This window comes from Flavobacteriales bacterium, assembly GCA_025210295.1.
Taxonomy (GTDB): domain Bacteria; phylum Bacteroidota; class Bacteroidia; order Flavobacteriales_D; family Parvicellaceae; genus S010-51.
In genome coordinates, this window is record JAOASC010000045.1 from 1 (window position 1) to 23963 (window position 23963).

The 23963-nt window shown below is 33.3% G+C and carries 21 protein-coding genes; 17 read left to right on the forward strand and 4 right to left on the reverse strand.

Features of this window, described 5'->3' with window-relative positions; translation table 11 throughout:
* Positions 1 to 327 precede the first annotated feature (327 nt).
* On the forward strand, positions 328 to 966 hold the full coding sequence (gene rplU, locus N4A35_13575) for a 50S ribosomal protein L21 (protein ID MCT4582439.1): 639 nt from the start codon (positions 328 to 330) through the stop codon (positions 964 to 966).
* 36 nt (positions 967 to 1002) lie between these two features.
* Positions 1003 to 1269: a 50S ribosomal protein L27 gene (rpmA, locus tag N4A35_13580; protein ID MCT4582440.1), complete on the forward strand. Its 267-nt coding sequence runs from the start codon at positions 1003 to 1005 to the stop codon at positions 1267 to 1269.
* A 431-nt stretch (positions 1270 to 1700) separates the two neighbouring features.
* Here rpmA and N4A35_13585 read toward each other — a convergent pair whose 3' ends face one another.
* A complete protein-coding gene (locus tag N4A35_13585; GenBank protein MCT4582441.1) occupies positions 1701 to 2549 on the reverse strand; it encodes a hypothetical protein in 849 nt (282 codons plus the stop codon).
* Positions 2550 to 2701: 152 nt separating this feature from the next.
* On the opposite strand from N4A35_13585, the gene N4A35_13590 reads away from it, so the two are divergent.
* The 13 genes from N4A35_13590 to N4A35_13650 all read left to right on the forward strand — a co-directional run bounded on the left by N4A35_13590 (position 2702) and on the right by N4A35_13650 (position 17291).
* The gene (locus tag N4A35_13590) at positions 2702 to 4747 is read left to right on the forward strand and encodes a BatA domain-containing protein (GenBank protein MCT4582442.1); all 2046 of its coding nucleotides are present in this window, start codon (positions 2702 to 2704) and stop codon (positions 4745 to 4747) included.
* 142 nt (positions 4748 to 4889) lie between these two features.
* The gene (locus tag N4A35_13595; protein ID MCT4582443.1) at positions 4890 to 5639 is read left to right on the forward strand and encodes an isoprenyl transferase; all 750 of its coding nucleotides are present in this window, start codon (positions 4890 to 4892) and stop codon (positions 5637 to 5639) included.
* A complete protein-coding gene (gene bamA, locus N4A35_13600; GenBank protein ID MCT4582444.1) occupies positions 5632 to 8208 on the forward strand; it encodes an outer membrane protein assembly factor BamA in 2577 nt (858 codons plus the stop codon). The genes N4A35_13595 and bamA overlap by 8 nt, the downstream gene beginning before the upstream one ends.
* Positions 8209 to 8233: 25 nt before the next feature.
* On the forward strand, positions 8234 to 8752 hold the full coding sequence (locus N4A35_13605) for an OmpH family outer membrane protein (GenBank protein ID MCT4582445.1): 519 nt from the start codon (positions 8234 to 8236) through the stop codon (positions 8750 to 8752).
* A 12-nt stretch (positions 8753 to 8764) separates the two neighbouring features.
* Positions 8765 to 9271, forward strand: coding sequence for an OmpH family outer membrane protein (locus tag N4A35_13610; protein ID MCT4582446.1), 507 nt, complete (start codon positions 8765 to 8767; stop codon positions 9269 to 9271).
* Positions 9272 to 9379: 108 nt separating this feature from the next.
* Positions 9380 to 9934 carry a hypothetical protein gene (locus N4A35_13615; protein MCT4582447.1) on the forward strand — a complete coding sequence of 185 codons (555 nt, stop codon included), beginning with the start codon at positions 9380 to 9382 and terminating at the stop codon, positions 9932 to 9934.
* A complete protein-coding gene (locus tag N4A35_13620) occupies positions 9924 to 10424 on the forward strand; it encodes a shikimate kinase (GenBank protein ID MCT4582448.1) in 501 nt (166 codons plus the stop codon). Before N4A35_13615 ends, N4A35_13620 begins: the two co-directional genes overlap by 11 nt.
* A gap of 64 nt (positions 10425 to 10488) precedes the next feature.
* Complete coding sequence (gene tyrS, locus N4A35_13625) at positions 10489 to 11769, forward strand: tyrosine--tRNA ligase (protein ID MCT4582449.1); 1281 nt, start codon at positions 10489 to 10491, stop codon at positions 11767 to 11769.
* A gap of 155 nt (positions 11770 to 11924) precedes the next feature.
* A complete protein-coding gene (locus tag N4A35_13630) occupies positions 11925 to 12284 on the forward strand; it encodes a PUR family DNA/RNA-binding protein (protein ID MCT4582450.1) in 360 nt (119 codons plus the stop codon).
* A 209-nt stretch (positions 12285 to 12493) separates the two neighbouring features.
* Positions 12494 to 14029: a tetratricopeptide repeat protein gene (locus N4A35_13635; protein MCT4582451.1), complete on the forward strand. Its 1536-nt coding sequence runs from the start codon at positions 12494 to 12496 to the stop codon at positions 14027 to 14029.
* Positions 14029 to 14652, forward strand: coding sequence for a rhomboid family intramembrane serine protease (locus tag N4A35_13640; protein MCT4582452.1), 624 nt, complete (start codon positions 14029 to 14031; stop codon positions 14650 to 14652). Before N4A35_13635 ends, N4A35_13640 begins: the two co-directional genes overlap by 1 nt.
* Positions 14652 to 15314 (forward strand): peptide deformylase, encoded by a 663-nt coding sequence (locus N4A35_13645; GenBank protein ID MCT4582453.1) that lies wholly within the window; start codon positions 14652 to 14654, stop codon positions 15312 to 15314. The genes N4A35_13640 and N4A35_13645 overlap by 1 nt, the downstream gene beginning before the upstream one ends.
* A 36-nt stretch (positions 15315 to 15350) precedes the next feature.
* Positions 15351 to 17291 carry a hypothetical protein gene (locus N4A35_13650; protein MCT4582454.1) on the forward strand — a complete coding sequence of 647 codons (1941 nt, stop codon included), beginning with the start codon at positions 15351 to 15353 and terminating at the stop codon, positions 17289 to 17291.
* 24 nt (positions 17292 to 17315) lie between these two features.
* Here the strand turns inward: N4A35_13650 and N4A35_13655 are convergent, their stop codons facing one another.
* The 3 genes from N4A35_13655 to N4A35_13665 all read right to left on the reverse strand — a co-directional run bounded on the left by N4A35_13655 (position 17316) and on the right by N4A35_13665 (position 18788).
* A complete protein-coding gene (locus N4A35_13655; protein ID MCT4582455.1) occupies positions 17316 to 17774 on the reverse strand; it encodes a DUF6495 family protein in 459 nt (152 codons plus the stop codon).
* A gap of 103 nt (positions 17775 to 17877) precedes the next feature.
* Entirely contained in the window at positions 17878 to 18108 is a 231-nt protein-coding gene (locus N4A35_13660) for a hypothetical protein (GenBank protein MCT4582456.1), read from the reverse strand.
* Positions 18108 to 18788 carry a hypothetical protein gene (locus N4A35_13665; GenBank protein MCT4582457.1) on the reverse strand — a complete coding sequence of 227 codons (681 nt, stop codon included), beginning with the start codon at positions 18786 to 18788 and terminating at the stop codon, positions 18108 to 18110. The genes N4A35_13660 and N4A35_13665 overlap by 1 nt, the downstream gene beginning before the upstream one ends.
* 105 nt (positions 18789 to 18893) lie before the next feature.
* On the opposite strand from N4A35_13665, the gene recJ reads away from it, so the two are divergent.
* On the forward strand, positions 18894 to 20621 hold the full coding sequence (gene recJ / locus N4A35_13670; protein ID MCT4582458.1) for a single-stranded-DNA-specific exonuclease RecJ: 1728 nt from the start codon (positions 18894 to 18896) through the stop codon (positions 20619 to 20621).
* 168 nt (positions 20622 to 20789) lie between these two features.
* The gene (locus N4A35_13675; GenBank protein ID MCT4582459.1) at positions 20790 to 23960 is read left to right on the forward strand and encodes a T9SS type A sorting domain-containing protein; all 3171 of its coding nucleotides are present in this window, start codon (positions 20790 to 20792) and stop codon (positions 23958 to 23960) included.
* Positions 23961 to 23963: the final 3 nt, after the last annotated feature.

Genomic DNA, 23963 nt, shown 5'->3' on the forward strand with positions numbered 1-23963 from the left:
AGTTAGGATAGAATAGAGAGCAAAGAATAAAGAAAAAGATTCAATCCATTATAGCATTGCATCATTAAATCATTAATATAGTCAGTTCGAGTTCCGACAAAGGAGGAGTATCGAGAATTAGACGGCCTATTTAAACAGAATGCGCTATTAAATCATTCCATCATTACCACTTTGTATCATTACATATTAAATTCCATTGGGGACTACCTTATAAAAAAAACACAATAACGTATTTATATCTCGAAAAAAAGAGTTACATTTGCGTCCGCTTGTGTGAAAAAATGAACCCATAAGCGATATAAAGTATTAAAAATTAATAAATTAACTATGTACGCAATTGTAGAGATAGCAGGGCAACAATTTAAAGTAGAGAAAGATCAGCGTTTATTTGTTCATCAGCTAAAAGGAGAAGCGGGAGATACAGTAGAGTTCTCAGATGTTTACCTTATAGAAGATAATGGAGCAGTAACTGTTGGCGCCCCAGCTGTAGAAGGAGCTTTAGTGACAGCTAAGATCGAAGAGCACCTTAAAGGAGAAAAAGTAATCGTTTTCAAAAAGAAAAGAAGAAAAGGTTACAAAAAGAAAAACGGTCACCGTCAACGTTTAACTAAAATTACCATCGAAAGCATTGTAGCAAGTGGAGCAAAAAAAGCAGCTAAAAAAGCTGATGCAAAACCAGCTGCAAAGAAAGCTGCGCCAAAGGCAAAGGCTGCTAAAGGAGATGATTTAACTAAAATTGAAGGAGTAGGACCAAAAATTGCTGAAGTATTAACAGCTGCTGGATTAGCTACATTTGCAGATGTTGCAAAATCTACACCAGAAGCAATTAAAGAAATTTTATCTGCTCATTCAAGATTAGCATCTAAAAACCCATCAACTTGGTGTCAGCAAGCTGAATTAGCTGCTGAAGGAAAATGGGATGAGTTGAAAAAATGGCAAGACGAGCTTGACGGAGGAAAAGCTTAAGAAAACAAAATTAGAATTTAAAAAAGTTAGAGAACCATGGCACATAAGAAAGGAGTAGGTAGTTCGGATAACGGACGTGAGTCAGAATCAAAACGTTTAGGAGTTAAAATTTACGGTGGACAAGCTGCTATCGCTGGTAACATTATTGTTCGTCAAAGAGGAACTAAGCACAATCCAGGTGCAAATGTAGGAATGGGTAAAGACCATACTTTATTTGCTTTAACTGATGGTATTGTAAACTTCAAAAAGAAAAGAGGAAACAAGTCTTACGTTTCTGTAGAACCTTTTGGAGAAGAAGCTTAGTCAATTTTAAGTTGATATATATTTAGAAGCCTTACTGAATTTTCAGTAAGGCTTTTTTTTTACTTACAAGTAAGTAATGCTAGTTAGTTTTTTGCGTTTTAGAACTTTTAAATAGAGGTGTCTCCAGTTGGTCATGGGAGATGTTAGGAGAATGTATTAAAAGTGTTTTGAAGCAATAGATTTCCTACAGAGGCTATAGGTATTGAAGCGTGATTGCTAGTGGGGTAAAAATAGAAGTAAAAAGGAAAGAAAGTTTCTTTTATTTTGAACGATACAGAATAGTTTATTTGCTATTTAAATAAGGTAGACTATGGAGTGTGCGAATAGGTTGTTCTGAGTTGCTGACAGAATTTAATAAGAGTATGTAAAATAAAGAGCATAAAAAAAGCCAACTCATAGAGTTGGCTTTTAATGTCTGTTATAACTTCTGATTAGAAGTGGAACATTAATCTAATTGCACCACCTAAGTTATCAGTATCAATTCCAAAAGAAGAACTTTTTCCTGTTGTAGTTGTAATTTGGTGAGTTGTGTTAACTGTTGCGTTAGCTCCGTCTAAACCGTATACTTCAGTTACAGTTTCTCCACCACCAGTACTTGTAAGGCTTAATCCCCATCCGTACTCAGCAGCAACAGAAATTTTAGGAGCAAAGAAATACTCAGCACCAATAAATCCTCTTACACCAAATCCGAAAGTTGCACCAGCTTTAGAAGATAAAATTCTGTTGTTAACAGCAGCACCTCTAGCAATTCCAATAGAATCTAAAGTTGCACCATATTCACTCTTAACGTTTGGAGTTGTTCCTCCTAAAGTGATTAAAGCTTCACCACCATAGTATCCTTGTAATCTATTGTGTCCTCTTCTTTTTTCGATACCAGCACCAATAACGATAGCACTTCCACTTTGCTTATGAACGTCAGTTACATAAGAAGGAGCAGAGTTAATTGTGTTAGTGTCAGTTTGAACATTGTTAGTTCCTGACATTGTCATTAATCTTAAAGATCCTCTGAAAGCAGTGTTTTCATCTTTAAAGTACTTTCCGTAGATAGCGTTAGATGAGTTAGGAGTTTGGTTAACAAACGCTGAGTTAAAAGAGTTAGCTGTAGAACCATTAAACATGTTTCCTACATAGTTGAATAATGGGTTGGCATTAAATCCAAGCCCCCAATCTCCAGCTTGAGGAGTAACAACTAAATCGTTAGCATCTTTGATCTCAGTTGTTTGTGCAAATGTAACAGAACCTGCAAAAAGTGCTGCTACGAAAAATAAATTCTTTTTCATAATTGTTTAATATTGTTTATTAATTACGGTACAAATGTAGTATAGATTTTGTAATTAAAAACTAAATTTTATCATATTGTAAACATAACTTTGTTAAAACCTTGTTATTTATTTTTTGTAAATCCTAGTGATTTAAGTAAATTTGTTCAACTATGAAATTGTTGTATCCAGAGTTTTTATGGGGCTTGTTAGCTATTATTCTTCCTATAATTATTCACCTGTTTAACTTTAAGAAATTTAAAAAAGAATATTTTTCTAATGTTAACATATTAAAGGAGGTTAAGTTAGAAACTCAACATAGATCTCAGCTAAAACATCTTTTGATATTGGCTACTCGTATTGGTGCAATAGCCCTTTTAGTTTTAGCCTTTTGTCAACCTTATTTTGAGTCGGGTCAAAATATAGCAGCAATCAAGAATACTATAGGTATATATATAGATAATTCATTGAGTATGGATTCCAAGAAGAATGAATCTTATTTAATAGATGAAGCTAAAGATGCCGCAGTTAAACTTGTTGAGTCTTATAGTCCTACAGATCAATATCAATTGTTAACGAATGATTTTGAGGGGAAGCATCAACGTATCGTTAATCAGGAAGAAGCAATAGAGCTTATTGAGGAAATTGAAATTTCTTCATCAAATAAAACACTTAAGGAGTTATATATAAGGCAGAGTGATTTGATGAAAAATCAAAAAAATAACAAGACTACATATTGGCTGTCTGACTTTTCTCGAAATAATTTTGATATTACAACTGCAGAGTTAGATTCAACAATGAAAGTTAATGTTGTACCATTTCAACAAGAGTTAAATGAGAATGTTTATATCGACAGTGTATGGTTTGAATCGCCTTTGAGACAAATTAATCAAGAGGAAGAATTGTTTGTTAGGGTTGTTAACAGTTCAGAAAATGAAATAGGAGTGAAGCTGAACTTAAAAATAAACAATGAAATAAAAAGTATTGTCAATGAAAAGCTTGCTCCACAAGCTACAAAAGTTACACAATTAAATTACGCTATTCAGATTAAAGGCTTACAATTCGGAGAGGTTTACCTTTCTGATTATCCTAATCCGAACCTAACGTTTGATGACCGATTTTTCTTTACGTATAATATTAAGGAAAAATCGAAAGTACTCCATATAAAAGAAAGTGAAAGAGGAAATTTTAATCCTGTAGAAACAGTCTTTCAGGGTGATCAAAATTTTGAAATGACCACCAATACACTTTCTGAAGTTGATTATGCTTCGCTAACTGTTTATGATTTGGTGATTATAGAAAATCTAAGCAATTTTTCTAATGGACTACAGTTGGAGTTGAAAAAGTTTATAGAGCATGGAGGAAGTTTGTTAATCATTCCAGATGCCACCATAAATAGAGAGAGTTATAATGCTTTTTTTGCAGCTATAGATGCTGGATATTTAGCCGACAAAGAGCAAAAACCTGTAAGAATAGGAACAGTTAATCAGGCAGATAAGTTTTATGATAACGTGTTTGATAAAGTAGATGGGAAGATCGATTTACCAATAGTTGATAATTATTACCCTTTAAGTTATAAAACAAAAGTAGCTTCTAAAGTATTGTTGAAACTAAGTAATGATGTTCCTTTCTTTTCATATCTAGAAGTAGGTAAAGGGAAATGTTATTTTCTTGCAGCTCCACTTGAAAACAGTTCATTTATTGAGCATGCACTTTTTGTTCCGACAATATTGAAAGTAGCAGAAAATAGTCAACTAAATTTTGCATTGTATCACACTATCGGAGAAAAAGGGCTGTTGAATGTTGCAAATACAATCAAAGAGGGGAACTTGTTTATTCGAGAAGAAAAAAGCGACTATGAATTCATTCCAGAGTATATTCAGTTAAATAATGCGATAGCGTTGGATGTTCATGATAAAATACAGGAGGCAGGTCATTATAATTTGATAAGTAATCAGCAGTCAGTAATGCCACTGGCATACAACCATAATCGTTCGGAATCGGTAGTTGATTATTATAATTCAGAAAAAATTATGGCAACACTAGAAAAGAAAGGATGGACCAAATGGTTTACAGTTTTTAAAACCAATAAGAATGGTCAAGAACAAGCGATTACAACAAGCATTGAAAAAGTTAAATATTGGAAGTATTTTGTTTTAGGAGCCTTATTTTTATTGTTACTGGAAATAGTGTTAATTCGATTCTTCAGAGTTAAATAAGAGATTATAAGAACAGAAGTACCGTTTAAATCATTGGGCAAATACAAAAAAAAGGTTAAAATCTTTAATTTCTCCATTAAATTTAAGACATTCGCATGCTTGTATCAGAATTACTTGAATTCCAGTACAAACTAGAAGAATTATGAGTGTAAAAGACCAAATAATTGAGGGGAAAATACCGAAGCATGTTGCCATTATTATGGATGGTAATGGAAGATGGGCCCAAGAACAGGGAGAAGAAAGAGTTTTTGGTCACATAAGTGGTGTTCATTCTGTCAGAGAATCATTGAAAGCAGCAGCAGCAATTGGAGTTCAATACCTAACACTTTATACTTTTAGTACAGAAAATTGGAATCGACCTAAAGAAGAAGTTGATGCGCTGATGGATTTGTTGGTTAGGACTATAGCAGGAGAAGTCGATTCCCTTAATGAAAATGGCGTCAAACTCGAAACTATAGGAGATATTAGCTCACTGCCTGAGGGATGTTTAGAAGCATTGAATGCAGCTAAAGAAAGAACAAAGAGCAATAATAAAGTAACATTAATTTTAGCTTTAAGCTACAGCTCTAGAGTTGAAATTGAAAAGGCTGTTAAGCGCATAGCCACTGATGCTGTAGAAAAAAAGATTGAACTCAATGAAATAAATGAAGAATTAATCAGTTCTTATCTCAACACAGCAAGGTATCCAGATCCTGATTTGTTAGTTCGAACAAGTGGAGAGGAAAGAATTAGTAATTTCTTGCTGTGGCAAATAGCTTATAGTGAATTGTATTTTACCAATACACTTTGGCCAGATTTTAAAGAGGAAGATTTTTTTAAAGCCATATTAGATTATCAACAAAGAGAAAGAAGGTTTGGTAAGACAAGTGCTCAAATCATAGAGAATGAATAGTAGATTAATTCAAATATACAGTACTGTAATTATTTTGTTTAGTGTTTTTGTTTCGGCTATCGGACAGTCGAAAACAGTAGATTACCTATCACCTAAGGAATACATTATTGCTGGTATTGTAGTAGATGGGATCCGAAATTTGGATCACAATCAAATTATTTCTAAATCAGGGTTGATTAGAGGGAATAAAATTCAAATCCCAGGAGATGATATTTCTCAAGCGATTCAAAAATTATGGAAAGAAAAACTGTTTTCTGATATTCAGATTTTTGTTGAGAAAACACAAGGGCAAAATGCCTTTTTAGTCATTAAATTAGAGGAGCGTTCTCGATTATCTCGTTATAGTTTTAAAGGAATATCAAAATCACATGCAGATGATTTAAGAGAGAATATAGACCTATATGCAGGGAAGTTAGTGACAGAAGACGAGATTTACCGTATTAAACAAATTAGTAGAGGTTTTTATATTGAAAAAGGATATTTAAGACCAGAAGTAAAAGTCATTACTAAGCCAGATACATTAGTGAATAATAGTGTCATGATGAAAATTATGATTGATAAGGGAGAGCGTTTTCGTATCAATGAAATAACTTTTGAAGGAAATAATAACCTAAAAGCTTCTAAGTTGAAGCGTCAAATGAAAAAAACCAAAGAGAAAAAATGGTGGAAGATTTTTTGGCGTTCAAAGTATATATCATCACTCTATAAAGCAGATAAGAAAAATATCCTAGCAAAATATAGAGATAATGCATATAGAGATGCAGAAATTACTTTTGACACGATTTATGATTATGATGAAAAAAATATCAATATCGACATCAAGATTAACGAAGGAAATAAATATTATATCCGTTCAATTGATTGGACTGGTAACCTTAAGTATCGTTCAGGATTTTTAGATACGATACTAGGAATAAAACCTGGAGATGAGTACAACCAGTCTGTATTGGATGCACGTCTATATATGAATCCTGGAGGAACAGATGTTAGCTCGTTATATATGGATGATGGATATCTATTTTTCCAAATTACACCAATTGAAAAAAACGTAGAAAACGATTCAGTTGATTTGGAGTTTAGAATATATGAAGGAAAGCAAGCACGAATTAAAAACATCACAGTAACAGGAAATACCAAAACAAGTGACCATGTGATTATTCGAGATTTGTACACCAAACCTGGTGATTTGTTTAGTCGTGATGCGGTAATTCGTTCACAAAGAGAGTTGTCTCAAAAAGGTTATTTTGATCCTGAACAATTAAATGTAAACCCTAAACCAAATCCAGCTGACGGAACAGTAGATATCGAATATGTGGTAGCAGAAAAACCAAGTGATCAAATAGAATTGTCAGGCGGTTGGGGAGCTGGACAATTGGTAGGAACTTTAGGGGTTTCATTCAATAATTTTGCATTAAGGAATACATTCAAAAAAGGAGCCTGGAATCCACTACCAGCTGGAGATGGACAACGTTTAAGTATTAGAGCTCAGTCTAATGGATTTCAATTCCAATCGTATAACATTTCATTTACAGAACCTTGGTTAGGAGGGAAGAAGCCTAACGCATTAAGTGTCTCAGCTTACCACTCTGTGCAAGCCTATGATAGAAAGTATGTGCAAGGATCGGATGGAAGAGCATTAAAAGATGCTGATGGAAATAAAATTCTAACAGCTAATCGAAGAATTCTTAAAATGACAGGAGCTTCTATTGGATTAGGGAGAAGATTAACTTGGCCAGATGATTATTTCTCTGTATATCATGAACTAGGGTATCAATATTTTGACTTAAATAACTTTAGTAATGTCTTCTCTTTTAGTGATGGATATGTCAATAACTTTTTCTATCAATTCTCGTTAAGTAGAAGTTCTATCGATCAACCCTTGTATCCAAGAACAGGAGCTTCATTTAAGTTTAGTGCAAAAATTACACCTCCATATTCATTGTTAGGGGAGGACAAAGATTATGCTGAGTTAAATGATCAAGATAAATACAGGTGGATAGAATATAATAAGTTTAAGTTTACATCGTCTTGGTTTACCCCATTGTCGAAAGACAAAAAGTTAGTTTTAAATGCAAGAATGGGATTCGGATTCCTAAATGGATGGAATAAAGAAATAGGAGCACCTCCTTTCGAACGTTTTTATCTAGGAGGAAGTGGTTTAACAGGATTTACGTTAGCAGCTCAAGAGATTATCGCCCTAAGAGGGTATGATGATAAAACGATTTCACCAACTTTTGGAGGTAGTATTATTAGTAAGTATACATTAGAGTTACGTTATCCAGTATCGTTAAACCCACAAGCAACAATTTATGTTTTAGGGTTTACTGAAGCTGGTAATACTTGGAATGATTATAAAAAATACAATCCTTTCACTGTGAAACGTTCAGCAGGTTTGGGAGTAAGAATATTTTTACCAATGTTTGGTTTAATGGGATTAGACTATGGTTGGGGATTCGATCAATTAGATTCTGGGGCAAGTGGCGAAGCAGTCCACAATGCAGAATTACAAGCCAAAGGATATAGAGGACAATTCCACTTTACAATTGGAGCCAATTTGGGAGAACTATAAGTCATAAAATTAAAAGGAACTTCAAATGAATAATTTAAAAAAGATAATTTTGGCATCATTTTTTCTATTAGGAATAATAGGAAGCTCAGTTGCTCAGAAATATGCATTCGTTGATACGAAATATATATTAGATAACATGCCATCTTACACTGAGGCTCAGAAAAAATTAGATGATGTGGCTGAAAAGTGGCAAAAAGAAATTGAGCAGAAGCTAAAAGAAATAGATGAAAAAAATAAAAAATTACAACAAGAATTAATATTATTGCCAGCTGATGAAAAAAATAAAAAAATAGCTGAAATAAAAGAACTAGAAGAAGCTGTTAAAGCATTGCAAAAAAAGCGTTTTGGAGTAAACGGAGATTTGTTTAAAAAGCGTAAAGAATTAATCGAACCTATCCAAGATGAAATCTACAAAGCAATTAAAGCTTTAGCGAAAGAAAAAGGTTATGATTTTATAATGGATAAAGGAACAAATTCAAATATTTTGTTCACCAATCCTAAATATGATAAGAGCGAACAAGTATTAAGGAAAATAAAACAATAAAAACAAAAAAGGATGAAAAAAATAATTACAATAATAGCACTAGCTTTCGTAGCGTTTGCTGCGTCAGCTCAAAAGGTAGGTCACGTCAACGCACAAGCTTTAATGTTAGCTTTACCAGATTATAAGATCGCTTCAGATGAATTGAATAGATTTGCTGAAAGCAAAAAAGCTGAATTACAAATGTGGTATACTGCATTTCAAACTGCCCAAAAAGAGTTTGAAGAGGCTTTGCCTACATTAACAGAGGAAATCAAACAGCAACGCTATGAAGAATTGATGGAAAAACAACAAAACATTCAAGCAAAAGATGGCGAGTTTCAACAAGAAGTAGCTTTAAAAGAGCAAAAATTAGTGGAACCAATTATGAAAAAAGTAAGAGATGCTGTTGCTAAAGTAGCTAAAGATGGAGGGTATTCTTATGTATTTGATGAATCTACTTTAATGTATTTTGCTGAAGCAGAATCTTTAGATGCTAAAGTGAAAAAAGAATTAGGAATTGTAGAAGTAGCAGGAGAATAACTAACTCAATTATATTTTAATCTAAGACTCCCATTATCATTGATAATGGGAGTTTTTTGTTGTTAATCGTCAGCATTAACAAAGTTTTTTAAGTACTTTTATAGCAGAATGCAGTTGATAGAAAACATAAAAGATTACTTTGGGAAAGCTAAATTGAATAGTCTTGTCCATCAAAAAGAGAATCGAAGAGTAGCTTTTTGTAACCTCAATAATGCTAAAAGTGTTGGGATATTATTTTACGTGGAAAATGAGTCAGACTTTAAACGATTAATGAATTTTATCAAAGTATTAAAAGGAGATTATGGTGTAAGAAATGTCAATGCATTGGCGTTTTATGCTGAAGACGAAGAACCTTTTTTCTTGCAATCTAAACTATCGTTTGATTTCTTTTTACCAGCAGACCTAAATTGGAAAAGAGAACCTCAAAAACCTGTGTGTGGAACATTTGTTCAGGAGGAGTTCGACTTATTACTAGACTTGACAGATAGCTTTAGTATTCCATTACGAAACTTATTGTTAAGATCAAAAGCTAAGTTTAAAGTAGGGAGGTATACAGAAGAAAACCAGACTTATTATGATTTAATGATTAATGCTGAGAACGCTAATTTTAGTGAGTTTACACAAGAAGCCTTACGGTATTTAACAATGATCAATGAAACATAAATCCCGTTACGAACAATTATTTCAATCTATTCATAAATCTTCAACAATTATATTGGTGGGGTTTATGGGAAGTGGAAAAACCACCTTTGGAAAGGAATTAGCCGAAAAACTCAATTATCGATTTATTGATACTGATCAAGAAATTGAACAATTAGTAGGCATGTCGATAAATACCTTGTTTAAAACAAAAGGAGAAGCCTATTTTAGGCAATTGGAACGTCAGTATTTAAGAGAAGTTAAATTGAACAATACCGTATTGTCAACAGGAGGAGGAATGCCTTGTTATTATGATAATATGGAGTATCTAAATAAAATAGGGGTAACTGTTTATCTAGAATATTCATCAGAAGAGCTTTTTAATCGTTTAAAAGAAGATCAAAGTAATCGACCGCTTCTTCAAAATCAATCAGAAGAAGAAATGTTTAAAACTATTGAAACGCTCTTAGCAAAAAGGAAACCATATTACTTAAAAGCTCAAACCATATTTTAATGGGGAAAAGCTATGCAATTCAACAATATTTTGCACTTTTGCAAGCAAATTATTGAATAGTATTATGAGTTTTATAAAAGAGTTACAATGGAGAGGCATGATTCACGATATGATGCCAGGTACAGAAGAAACATTTAAAAAAGGAGTAACTTCAGCATATATAGGTTTTGACCCAACAAGTGATTCATTACACATAGGAAGTTTGGTTCAAATTATGATTTTAGTGCATTTACAAAAATCAGGAAATAAACCCATAGCATTAATTGGAGGGGCAACAGGAATGGTTGGAGATCCATCTGGTAAATCAGCTGAACGTAACTTATTGGATGAGGAAACTTTAACAAAAAATGTAGAGGGAATTAAACAGCAATTGTCCAAGTTTTTAGATTTTGATTGTGGAGAGAATTCTGCGGAGTTGGTCAATAACTACGATTGGTTTAAGGAGTTTGATTTCTTATCATTTATTAGAGATGTAGGGAAGCATATTACTGTGAATTACATGATGGCCAAAGACTCTGTTAAAACGCGTTTAGAAACAGGGTTATCATTTACTGAGTTTTCATACCAGTTGATCCAAGGATATGATTTTTTGTGGTTATACCAAAATAAAAATTGTAAAGTTCAATTAGGAGGATCAGACCAATGGGGAAATATTGTTACAGGAACAGAGTTAATTAGAAGAAAAGCACAAGGAGAAGCTTTTGCTGTTACGACTCCTTTGATTAAAAAAGCAGATGGGACAAAATTTGGTAAAACTGCTGGTGGAAATGTTTGGCTAGATCGTACCAAAACATCTCCTTACAAGTTTTACCAGTACTGGTTTAATGCAACAGATGTTGATGCTGCTAAATACATTAGAATCTTTACGTTAAAAACCCAAGAAGAAATTGAAGCAATTGAAGCCAAGCATGCTGAAAATCCTGGAGCAAGATTACTTCAGAAAGAATTAGCAAAAGAAGTGACCATACGTGTGCATTCTGAAAAAGATTATACAGCAGCTGTAGAAGCTTCTCAAATACTATTTACCAAAGGAGAGGCAGCATTAGAAAGCCTAAAAAAGATTGATCAAAATACATTTATAGACCTTTTTGAAGGGGTTCCCCAAGCAGAAATTGAAAAAAGTAAACTCGAAAATGGTATTTCCATTATTGATGCTTTTGTAAGCGAAACAAATTTTTTAAAATCCAATGGAGAAGCGAGAAGAGCATTAAAAGAAAATTCTATTTCTGTAAATAAGGTTAAAGTAGATGAATCTAAAATATTAAACCATGATGATGTTTTGAATCAAAATTATATTCTACTTCAAAGAGGGAAAAAGAATTATTTCATCGTTAAATTGGTCTAAAATATGGCCGAATAAACAAAAAAGCAGACATAATTTTTGGATTCTCATAAATAGTTATATTTTTGTTAAATCAATCGTTATTAACCAATTAAAAAAAAAATGTTATAGATTTGTTAATCTACTGACACACGAAAACTACCAAAATAACAATTAGAATGGGAGACGGAAAAGACAACTATAGAGATGAAATATTTTCTCTGCCTGTGAGAGCTGGAAAAAGGACTTACTTTTTTGATGTTAAAGCTACAAGAGCAAATGATTTATATTTAACAGTAACTGAAAGTAAGAAGAAGTTCAATGCTGACGGTGGGTTCTACTTTGAAAAACATAAAGTGTTTTTATATAAAGAAGATTTTGAAAAGTTTGCAGAAGGCCTAAATACTGCTGTAGCCAAAATTAATGAGCTTAAAGAAAGTGGCGAGTATGAGGTGAAAGAAGGTGAGGGATATGAAAGAAGAAACTACAATAACCAGGATGATTATTCTTCTGATGTAGATTTTGATAACTTAGGATAAGACATAATTTAATTTTAATAAAGAAAGCTCAACAGTTAAGTTGGGCTTTTTTTGCTATAAAATAAAGACCTTTTAAAAGGATAGAAGTGACTAAAAAAGGCGGAATTAATTACTTTTTTATTTTTTAGCATTATATTTGTTTAGATTCCTGTTGGTTGCATTAGACATAAATAATGTGGCTATCTTATCGACAATAAAAAATAGATAAAATGAAAACAATATTTATATTTTTCTTCACAATACTGACAAGTGCGTTTTTAGCACAAAATAAAAAAGCTGCAAAATATTATTTTTACGAAATACAAGATTTTGAATCAGCAGTAGATGCTTATTCTGATTTGTTAGAAGAAGATCCACATAATACAGAATATAACTACAACATTGCAATTAGCTATTTGAATTCTAATATAGATAAATCTCAAGCAATTCCCTATTTAGAAAAATTAAGTAAGCTGGATGATATAGAGTTAAATGTGGAGTATTATTTGGGGAGAGCTTATGCATTAGGATATCAATTTGATAAGGCCATCAAAACCTATAAAAAATTCATAGAAACAGCAAGAGAAAATAGTCGATTAAAAATTGATGCAGAAAGACAAATAGAGTATTGTCAAAATGCCAAAGAGTTAATGAAGTTCCCTTTAAATGTAAAGTTTGAAAACTTAGGTGATAAAGTTAATTCTCCAGATGATGATTATTATCCTTTTATTCCAATCAATGAATCGTTTATTATCTTCAATTCCAATCGAAGCATTGTTGGCGAAGAAATAGAGTTACCTCAGCCAGATATCTTAATCTCTTATGTAAAAGAAGGAAAGTTTACCGAAGCTAAACAATTACCAAGTAATATAAATACGAAATCCGGAAGAGAAGAAATTGTAGGGTTAAATGCAAATGGAACTGAAGCAATGTTGTTTTTTGAATCACTGAATGGTGATGGTGATTTATATGAATGCAAAATAGAAGGAAAGAAATTTGGAGAGCCAATAAAATTGGATAGAAATGTAAATTCTAAGTCAATAGAAATTGCAGCTTGTATTTCCAATGATAACAGTCGTTTATATTTTGCAAGCGACCGACCAGGAGGCTATGGAGGAATAGATTTATACCTTTGCCAAAGATTGCCTAATGGAAAGTGGAGTGAAGCCCAAAACTTGGGACCGTCTGTGAATACAAAATACGATGAAGATTTTCCAAATATATCCCCTGATGGAAAAGTATTATATTTTTCCTCTAAAGGACATACCAGTATGGGAGGATATGATATTTATAAATCTGAATGGGATGGATTTAAAAAGAAGTTTATTGGAGCTAAAAACTTAGGATATCCAATTAATACCCCTGGAGATGATATGAATTTTAGAGTGTCAGAAAATGGGAAATATGGATATGTTTCAGCACTACGTAAAGGAGGGCAAGGAGGCTTAGATATTTACAGAGTAACATTCAATGATATTGAACCTAATTATACTGCACTTTCAGGTAAAGTGATTGCTAAAGATGGGAAAAGTAAATTTAACGACCTGTTTATACAAATTGCCGATGCCGAAACTGGAGATGTCTATGGAGATTATGTCCCAGATGAAAGAACACAACGTTATGTGATGATTTTGCCTCCAGGAGACTATATCATGTACGTAGAAGCAGAAGGGTATGAGATGATGGAAGAAGAAATCAAAATCCTAGATAAAGTCTCTTTCAAGAATTATTTACATAACGATATTGAATTAATACCAACTAAATAATGGAGCTATCCGTTACCCTTGTTATTGTTGCAATAACTGTTTTAGTCTCATTAGCAGCATTCAATAATCAGGATTTAACCAATCAACTGATTTTTTCACCTTATCAAGCTAAACATCAAAATGAATGGTGGAGAGCTATTACTCATGGGTTTATCCATGCTGATCACATGCACTTATTTTTTAATATGTATGTGTTATATAACTTTGGAGATTTAATAGAGCAAACATTAATATATATTTATGGTTCAACAACAGGAATGTTGTACTTTGTTGGTATGTATGTAGGAGGATTGTTATTTGCAACTTTACCATCCATGCGAAAGCACTCAGATAATCCTATGTACCGTTCATTAGGAGCTTCTGGAGCTGTATCAACAGTTTTATTTGCTTTTATTATTTATTACCCCTCGGAGAAATTATCTTTACTATTTATTCCTATAGGTATTCCAGCATATATTTTTGGAGCTTTATATCTTGCTTTTGAGACCTATTCGAATAAAAATGGAAGAACCAATATCGCTCATGATGCGCATATTGCTGGAGCTCTTTTTGGAGTACTCTATGTTATAGTACTGGATTTTGATAATCTTGCACGTTTTGTATCACAAATAGGAATTGGGTAATGTATCGATCAATTATTGTTAGTTTATTGCTGATCTCATTATGGAGCTGTAAAGAAAACACAAAAGAAAAGGAGTTGCCAGTTAAAGTTATTCCAGAGTTTACCCCTAGTCAGTTAGCTATTATTCAGGGAGATACCACAGAACCTTATAACGTTTTAAAAATAACCAATCAAGAAGATTCCATATTACTGAGAAAAGAAAGTGAAAAGGTAAGGTTTACCAATGGAGACAGTATTCTAAATATCTTTGAAAAGCGGTTGGTGGCCACCTTAAAAGACTCCAGTTCATTAGGAGTAGGTATCGCAGCTCCACAAGTTGGGATTTTAAAAAACATCATTTGTGTACAACGTTTTGATAAAGATGCTGAGCCTTTTGAAGTGTATTATAATCCAACGATTAAACAATACTCTAAGAAAACTCAACCATGTAGAGAAGGATGTTTGTCCATTCCTGGTAGAATGGATACCTTAACTGTACGCTCTTATGCAATTTTGTTGGAATATGATGATCTACAAGGTGTGCATCAATATGAAATGGTAGAGGATTTTACAGCAGTTATATTTCAGCATGAGATAGATCATTTAAAAGGAATTCTCTATACGGATTACTTACACGAAAAAGCGCATGCTGAAGGGATAAAACATAAGCACCCCAATAAATAAATTATATATTGATTGTTATAATAGATTAGTTAGATCATGGCAAAAACTTGGATTTTAAGAATTTTTATCGCGTTAGGTGTTACTGTATTAATGATAAATACTGTATTTTCTCAATATCAATCACGAGGGAAAGAATTTAATTATACCGATGCCGAATATTTTTTCTTTAATCGAAATTACTTTGATGCGTTAGGGCTGTATACGACCTTAAGTAAAGAATATCCTAAAATAAAAGATTACAGGTTTAAAAAAGGAATTTGTCATTTAGAGTTAAACAATGCAGAACAGGCTATAGAAGATATTTTAGGTTCTAAAAAGAAAAATAAAACACCAGAAAACTATTCCTACTTTTTAGCAAGAGCTTATGCCTTAAATTATCAATTTGACTCAGCAATAATCGTTTTTAATGAGGCACTTGAAGCAACTAATGTGGAGGATAAATTAAAAAAAGACATTCCACATTTGATCCAACAATGTAAAAATGGAAAAGAAATTGTAAAAAAACGGTTGAATGTGACAATTGAAAACATTGGATTGCCAATCAACTCGAAATACAATGAGTATAGTCCTGTTGTCAATGCAGACGAAACAGTCCTTGCGTTTACCTATAGAGGAGAAAAAAGTACTGGAGGAAGACAAAGTATTTACGTAAAATCAGAGGGCAATGGAAATTATTATGAAGATGTTTATGTCTCTTACAAAAAAGATGGAAAATGGGGGACGCCAGAGTTAATGAAAGGCGATATTAATTCTAACCGACATGAAGCCACAGTTTCAATATCTCCAGATGGACAAGTGCTCTATATTTATAGAGATACCGAATTTAATTTAGGGGACTTGTTTTATGTCAACAAAACAAAAGACGGATGGGGAGAAATGAAAGAATTACCAATTAATTCATCAAGTTGGGAAGGAAGTATAGCGGTAGCGCCAAATGGATTAGTAGCTATTTTTTCTAGTGATCGACCAGGTGGATATGGTGGTCGAGATTTGTACATCACCAAAAAGAAGTCTAACGGAATGTGGAGTGCACCAAAAAACTTAGGACATACCATCAATACCGCTTTTGATGACGACGCACCATTTATTTACGCAGATGGAATTACCTTTACATTCTCTTCAAAAGGACACAACTCTATAGGTGGATTTGATATTTTCGAATCCAAAATGATTAACGATACAGCTTTTTTAGAACCAAGAAATATAGGTTTCCCTATAAATACAACCGCTAACGATCAGTTTTTCTTTGTGTCAGGTAGAGGAACAGCTTATTATTCTTCCAATCAAGAAGGAGGAAAAGGATTACACGATATCTATACGATTGATGTAACAGATATTATGACCAACTCTCCCGTATTGTTATTAAAAGGAAACATTAAACCTCCTAATTGCGACATCATAGTTAAAAATATGGAAGGAGAAGATAGAGGAACTTATAAGTCTGACGTTAATAATGGTGATTATCAATTGTATTTGAATTTAGGAGAAGAATATGAGATAACGTTCAAAGTAAGTGAAGAGAAAACAAAAACAATTCGAATTAACACTAAAGATTTATCAACCTATACTGAAAGAATCGAAAACATTGATTTTGAAGAAAAAGACCAAGTAGTAGCAACAGTCTCTAAGCCTGAATTTGATCTTTCCAACCCTGATAATTTTGCAAAATTTATTAAGCAATTTGGAAATATGCAAATAGATGGAGTTGTCTTCAAAGTACAAATAGGAGCATATCTAGCACCTGAGAATTTTAATACACGAAAATGGAGAAATTTTGGTGAATTATCTAGAAGTAGGGGAGAAGATGGTATCACAAGATTTACTGTTGGAGATTACGAAACTTTCAATAAAGCAGATAAGGTTACCAAAAGAGCTAGGAAAATAGGAGATAAAGATGCTTTTATATTAGTGTATTACAAAGGAGAGCGAACAAGTTTAAATCAACTAATAGCTCAAGGAGTTTATCAATTTGAATAAGGTAAAAAAAGAATTGAAAGTTGGCTATTGAACGAATGCCTTAAGCTGAGAATAAAGCGTTCCTTTACTAATTACACACCCCTTATTCAATAAATCAAAAATTTCGGCTTCTCGAGTAGAGGTATAGGTTTTATTGGCCTTAAATAAATCTATTTGGTCTAATTGCGCAGAGTTTAATTTTTCAAGATGTTCTAAGTCAATCGTTTTAGATTTTAAAGCAATTAAGAAAGCTTCTTTTTGATCAAAGAAGAAAAGTTTTAAATCAGTAGTAGTGCGGTGTTCAATGTACTTCACTTTCTCTAGAGATTTTTGCATTACTAGGTCACTAAAGGAAGCAAGGTGTAAATCCATTTCTTGAGTGTCATGCGCTATAATTTCTTGCCATTTACTGGCGTCTATACCATTAGCAGCCAAATACTGAATAAACTCAGGTTGAAGTGATTCTAATTCTTCTTTGGTCAATAATCGAAATTTAGCTTCCATAAGTGTATGATAAAAAAATGGTTTGAATGTTGGACAAAATTATAAAATGGAATTGGTAGTTCAAGGAAATATAAATAGAAATTTATATTGCGAACAATTTGAGTTAGCTTAATCGATCTTTTAAAACTTTATCGATGACTTCTTGAGCTTCCAGTGCCTTAGTCAACTTTACGGTGTTTAAATCAGCAAGTTCTATTCGCTTTAATAATTCTTGAAAAATACCTTCATTAATTTCATCAAATCCCAAGGCAGCCAATAGATCATTCAAAAGATTTTCTCTGTTTAATAAAATGGCTTCTTTTAATGCTGCTATTTCGTCTGATCGCTCTTCCATTAATCTTGTTGAATATAATATTTAGGCTCAAAAAAGATAACAACATCTCGAAACCCTTTTTGCTGTACAAAAGTATTCATATCTTTTAAACTAGGAGTGGCAATATAGGTTTTAAACCCATCTAATTGTAAACTGTCTACTTGTTCAAATGATCGAATTTGAGGTAAAACGAGTTCATGGTCTATAGAATAAATGGCAATACCTTTACCAAAGTGATACAGCATGGAGGTCGTGTAATAACCATGCTCAGTTTGTTCATTCAAATAGTAAGTTTTGTTTTGTTGTTTTAAAGGAGTAGTAGGAGCGGGGGTAAAGTAGTTGTTTATTTGTTTATAAATTGCAAAAGTGGTATCATTTTGAATAACATAAGGGAGCCCTTCATTTTGAACAATACCATAAAGCAACCCATCTTGGGTGTAGTATTTCTTTTTTGATTTCCTAAAATCTTTCTTGGAAAGCATAAACAAGACATTTTGTTGTAAGTAGATGCTGTCTGGAGTAATGTAGAGTTGTGTTAAACTATCATCTTCTAAAACATACTTTCCGCAAATAGACGAGGAAAAAGCTGAGGATGTTTCTATGTTTGCCGGTTGAGGCGCACCAAAATAAAAAGAGGTAGGTTCCTGTGAATAAATGACCAGAGATGTCCAAGCAAGAAATAAAATGATAAACTTTTTCATAGTATGGAAGATAAAGATAAACTAAAAATTATTAAAAAATATGACGATGGTGAATGAAGTTTTCTTTTAGTTAGTTAACTTTAATCGGTAAAAAGTTCAAATGATATGTTAAACCCAAGATGGGAAATCACCACAGTTGAAAACTCACAGCAAGTCAATGACTTAGAGCAAGCTTTAAAGATACCTCAGATTGTTGCCAAACTTTTAGTGAATAGAGGTGTGGAAAACTTTGAACAATCAAAGGTTTTTTTTAGGCCTGAATTAAGCCAGTTACATGACCCTTTCTTAATGGAAGAGATGACGGTAGCCATAGCTAGAATCAATCAAGCTTTAGAGCGACAAGAAAAAGTATTGATATATGGGGATTATGATGTTGATGGAACAACTTCAGTAGCTTTGGTATATTCTTATTTAAAGCAATACTTTCAACAAATTGGACATTATCAACCAGATCGTTATACAGAGGGGTATGGAATATCTTTTCAAGGAATTGAATATGCGAAAGAACAAGGCTATTCTTTAATTATAGCGCTGGACTGTGGAACAAAAGCAGTTGATAAAATAGCCAAAGCCAATGAATATGGTATCGATTTTATTATTGCAGATCATCATACGCCAGGAGAAGAACTACCTAAGGCTGTAGCGATATTAAATCCTAAAAAGAATACCTGCAACTATCCTTATAAAGAATTGTGTGGCTGTGGAATCGGTTTTAAATTGATTCAAGCTTTGGCAATCACCAACGGATATGATCAAGAGGAAGTTTATGGATTACTCGATTTTGTAGCCATAGCAATAGGAGCTGATATCGTTCCAATAACAGGAGAAAATAGGGTTTTAGCTTATTATGGTTTAAAAGAAATGGAGAATAATCCACGTGTTGGGATTCAAACAATGTTAGAATTAGCAAACAAAAAACCGCCCTTAACGATTTCAGATTTGGTATTTACAATTGCACCAAGAATTAACGCAGCTGGAAGAATTGATTCTGCTCGAAACGCCGTGGAATTATTATTGTCGAATAGTGAGGATGATGCTCAAACATGGAGTGATTTGATTAACAATTATAATGATGAGCGTAAAGAACTAGATCAAAGTATTACAGCCGAAGCATTAGGAATACTGAAAGATAAATCTTTTAGCAATAAGAAGACAACTGTTATTAGTAGTCCAAATTGGCATAAAGGAGTCGTGGGAATTGTAGCCTCTCGCTTAATTGAAAAACATTACAAACCCACAATTGTATTAGTAGAGTCTGATGGAGTCGCAACTGGATCTGCTCGATCAGTTAAAGGGTATGATATTTATAATGCTATCGATCAATGTGCGCGATTACTTGAGCGTTTTGGAGGCCATAAATATGCCGCAGGTTTAACTGTGAAACTTGAGCACCTAGAAACGTTTAAAAAAGAGTTTGAGGAGGTTGTTGCTAAAACGATAACCCCCGAACAAGAACAACCTGTTATTAAAATTGATGGAGAACTTAACGCTCAAGATTTTAACTTAGATCATGGAAAATTTCCTAAATTCTACCGTTTAATTAAGCAGATGTCTCCTTTTGGACCTCAAAATATGCGCCCTGTTTTTGTGATGAGAAACTTGATGAATACCGGCCATTCAAAAATAGTAGGAGAAGAGCATTTGAAAACAGCACTGAAACAGAATGGAACAGGAATTATTTTTAACGGTATTGGGTTTGGTTTAGGAGAAAAACTGGATTTGCTAACTCAACAACAGCCAGTAGATGTTGTCTTTCAAATAGATGAGAATAACTTTTTTGGAACTCCTGAATTACAAATGATGATTAAAGATATACGCCCAACGAATCTTTAGTTTATCCTCTTATTTTAATGGTATATCATCAGCATTAGGTGTTTTGACTATTTAAGTAGGTATAAATACCTACTTTGTTGTATATTAGTTTTGCCTAGATACAATTAGGTTTCCCTATTTAATTTTCTACCCCGCTTTAAAGTAAGTTGAACTTATAAAATAAAGTTGATGAAAGTTATTGGTGTAGTGGTATTCTTGTTATGCGTGTTGCTTGGGGAAGCTCAAACAATTCAGCTAGGTTCTGGAACAGCAACTAATGGAAGAAGAAGATCTTCTCCTGTGAATATTTGGTATCGAAGAGCTGTTTCACAATTTGTCTATACAGCAGCAGAAATCAATGCTTTAGGAGTCTCAGGGGAAGCAATGTTGACCGATTTTGGTTTTTATGTAACAGAATCCCCAGTGTATAGTATTCCTAATTATACCATAAAGATGAAAAATGTAACTGAAACAAATGTTGCAGCTGCAATTTCACAAAATGGTTGGACAGAAGTAAAAGCTGCTTTTACATATAATCCTGTAGCAGGTGGGTATGATATGTTTAATTTGGATACGCCATTTTATTGGGATGGGGTAAGTAATATTGCCGTAGAAATATGTTGGTCACAAATTTCGCCAACTTATAATGCTTCAGGAAGGTTAAGAGAGTATACTGTAACGAATGGATATCGTTACTCATGGACAGATGCTGCTGGAAATTCATGTGGAGAATCACCCGCTACGATTAGGAATAGAAAACCGCAATGTCAGCTAACGTTTTCTCCCGTTGTCACAACTTTTTGGACTGGGAATATCAATACAAATTGGTTTAATGCAGGAAATTGGACAGCTGGAGTTCCAATAAAAAATATCAACGCACAAATCCCTAATGGTTTAACCAATTACCCAGTTGTTACTGGTACAACTGCTGAGGTTAAAAATTTGCTTATCGAGTCAAATGCGTCGCTTTCAACCGAAGGAGAGTTGTCTATTTATGGAAATTGGACCAACAATGGAACTTATAATGCCTTGGCTGGTAAATTAAGGTTTAAGTTATTAATTAGCCAAGCCAATCAATTGGATGGAGGGAATCAAGATTTCAATGATATTACTGTTGAGAATGCTAATGGGATTAGTTTTAACTCTGGAAGTTATAATATTTATGGGGCTTTTGCTGCTGAAGGGGGTGATATTTATACTAATGGTCGCCTGAATATAGCATCTTCAGCTTCTTCAACAGGTCGAATTACAGAAATAAAATCTAAATGTAACTATGATTTAGATATGGATGATTCTTATGGAGATGGTTGGAATGGTGGATACATTACAGTGATAGAAGACGGGAATCCTATAGGAACTTATACAGCTTCAGGATATGGTTCTAATACAACTTTCTCCATTACTTCAGGAAATAGTTTTGATATTCAATACACCTCAGGGAGTTGGGAAAATGAAAATACTTATTCTATCTATGATGACCAAGGAGTGTTGATTTTTAACGATGGAACATACCCTTCTACAGGGGTAGTTTTTTCCTCTACAGCAAGTTGTGCAACAACTAATCCATTTATAGGAGACATTGAACAACAAAGATATTTATCATTAGCTAATGACGGATGGAGGGAATTGTCTTCTCCAATTATTGCACAGACTTTATCCAATTGGCAAGATGATGGCTTGATAATGGCTAATTTCCCAGGGTCAAATTTTCCAAGCTTTGGTTGGACTTCAGTTTATACTTATGAAGAGAATTTGGCCAATGGAGTAAAAGAAGATGGATGGGCACCAGCTACAAATATTACTAATGATTTGAGTTTTGAAAAAGGACATCGAGTATATATTGGAACAGGGAACTTTAATGTTTCAGTAAAAGGAGCTATTAATTATGGAAATCAGACAGTAACGTTAGATTATCAAAATACTTTACCATCAGAAATTGCCGCTGATGAAGATCAAAAGGGGTGGAATTTAATAGGGAATCCTTATCCATGTCCAATTGATTGGGATGAAATAGAGAGTACTAGAAAAGAGAATATTGATAATGCAGTATGGATTTGGAGTGCTGATGCTGGTAACTATGGTTTATATGTCGGAAATTCAGGAGGAGTAGGAACCAATGGAGTCAACAAAAACATTGCTTCGAGTCAAGCTTTTTGGGTACATGCTACAACTGTAGGAGCAAGCTTATCGTTTACTGAGCAAGATAAAATAGACCATAACACAACATTTGTAAAATCATTTTCGAACAATGACTTTATTAAGTTTAGTATAGCTAGTAATCTAAATGGTTATCAAGATGAAATGTTGGTGAACTTTACCGATCAAGCAACTATAGGCTATGATGTTAACTTAGATGCTGATAAACTAGGTAGCCCAATTCAAGATGCTCCTGAATTATCTACTGTAGTAGATGGAAATAGAGACTTATCATTGAATAGAGTGCCCCTCAATGAGGAAATGAGCTTACCAATTAGAGCTACTGTAGGAATTAGTGGTGTCTATACGATTTCGGTGACTAATTTTGATATTTCTGATATAGCTGCATGTTTGATTTTAGAAGATTTATATTTAGATTCTCTAATCGTATTAGAAGATACTGTCGCTTATAGTTTCTATCAAACTGATACAACAAATGCACCTCGTTTTTTATTGCATGTTAGGCCATCGGTAGAACTTACAGTTTCCAATGAGACTTGTGTAGGAGAAGGAAATGGAGAAATTAGATTAGATTTGTTTTCTAGTCAGCCTTATACATTAATGTGGTCGGACGGTGTGAATACAGATTCTACAGAAGTTAATACAGGGAGTTATACCATCGAGCATTTGTCTCCAGGTAATTATACCATTTATTCTGATCATCCTATTGCAGGTTGTAATGCCTATTCAAAAGAGGTATTGATTGAAGATGCTGCACCTTTGAATTTGGTTGTGGATAGCAGCGATTCAGAACGCTATTTATTAAGTGCAAATGGAGGAACTGCTCCATATTCATTCTATGTCGATAATGAATTAGCTAGTTCAATACCAGCAGAGAATGGAGAGTATTTGTTAGAAGTTATTGATGATAATGGGTGTTCAACAAGCGAAATACTCCTAATCAATCAATCATACTCGGGAATCTTAAATCATAATCAATTAGAGGTCTCTGTTTATCCTAATCCAGTTCACGATATTTTGTCAATCAAAACCAATTATGCAGTCAACTTAAAACTTTATAATGCTGTAGGAGCATTGGTAAAAAGTATAGCCCCTAATAATACTGGTCAAATTCAATTAAATGTTGCTGAATATCCAGCAGGCGTTTATTGGTTACTATCAGAAGATGCGAATTATAGAGCTAAGGTAGAGATCATACATTGATGA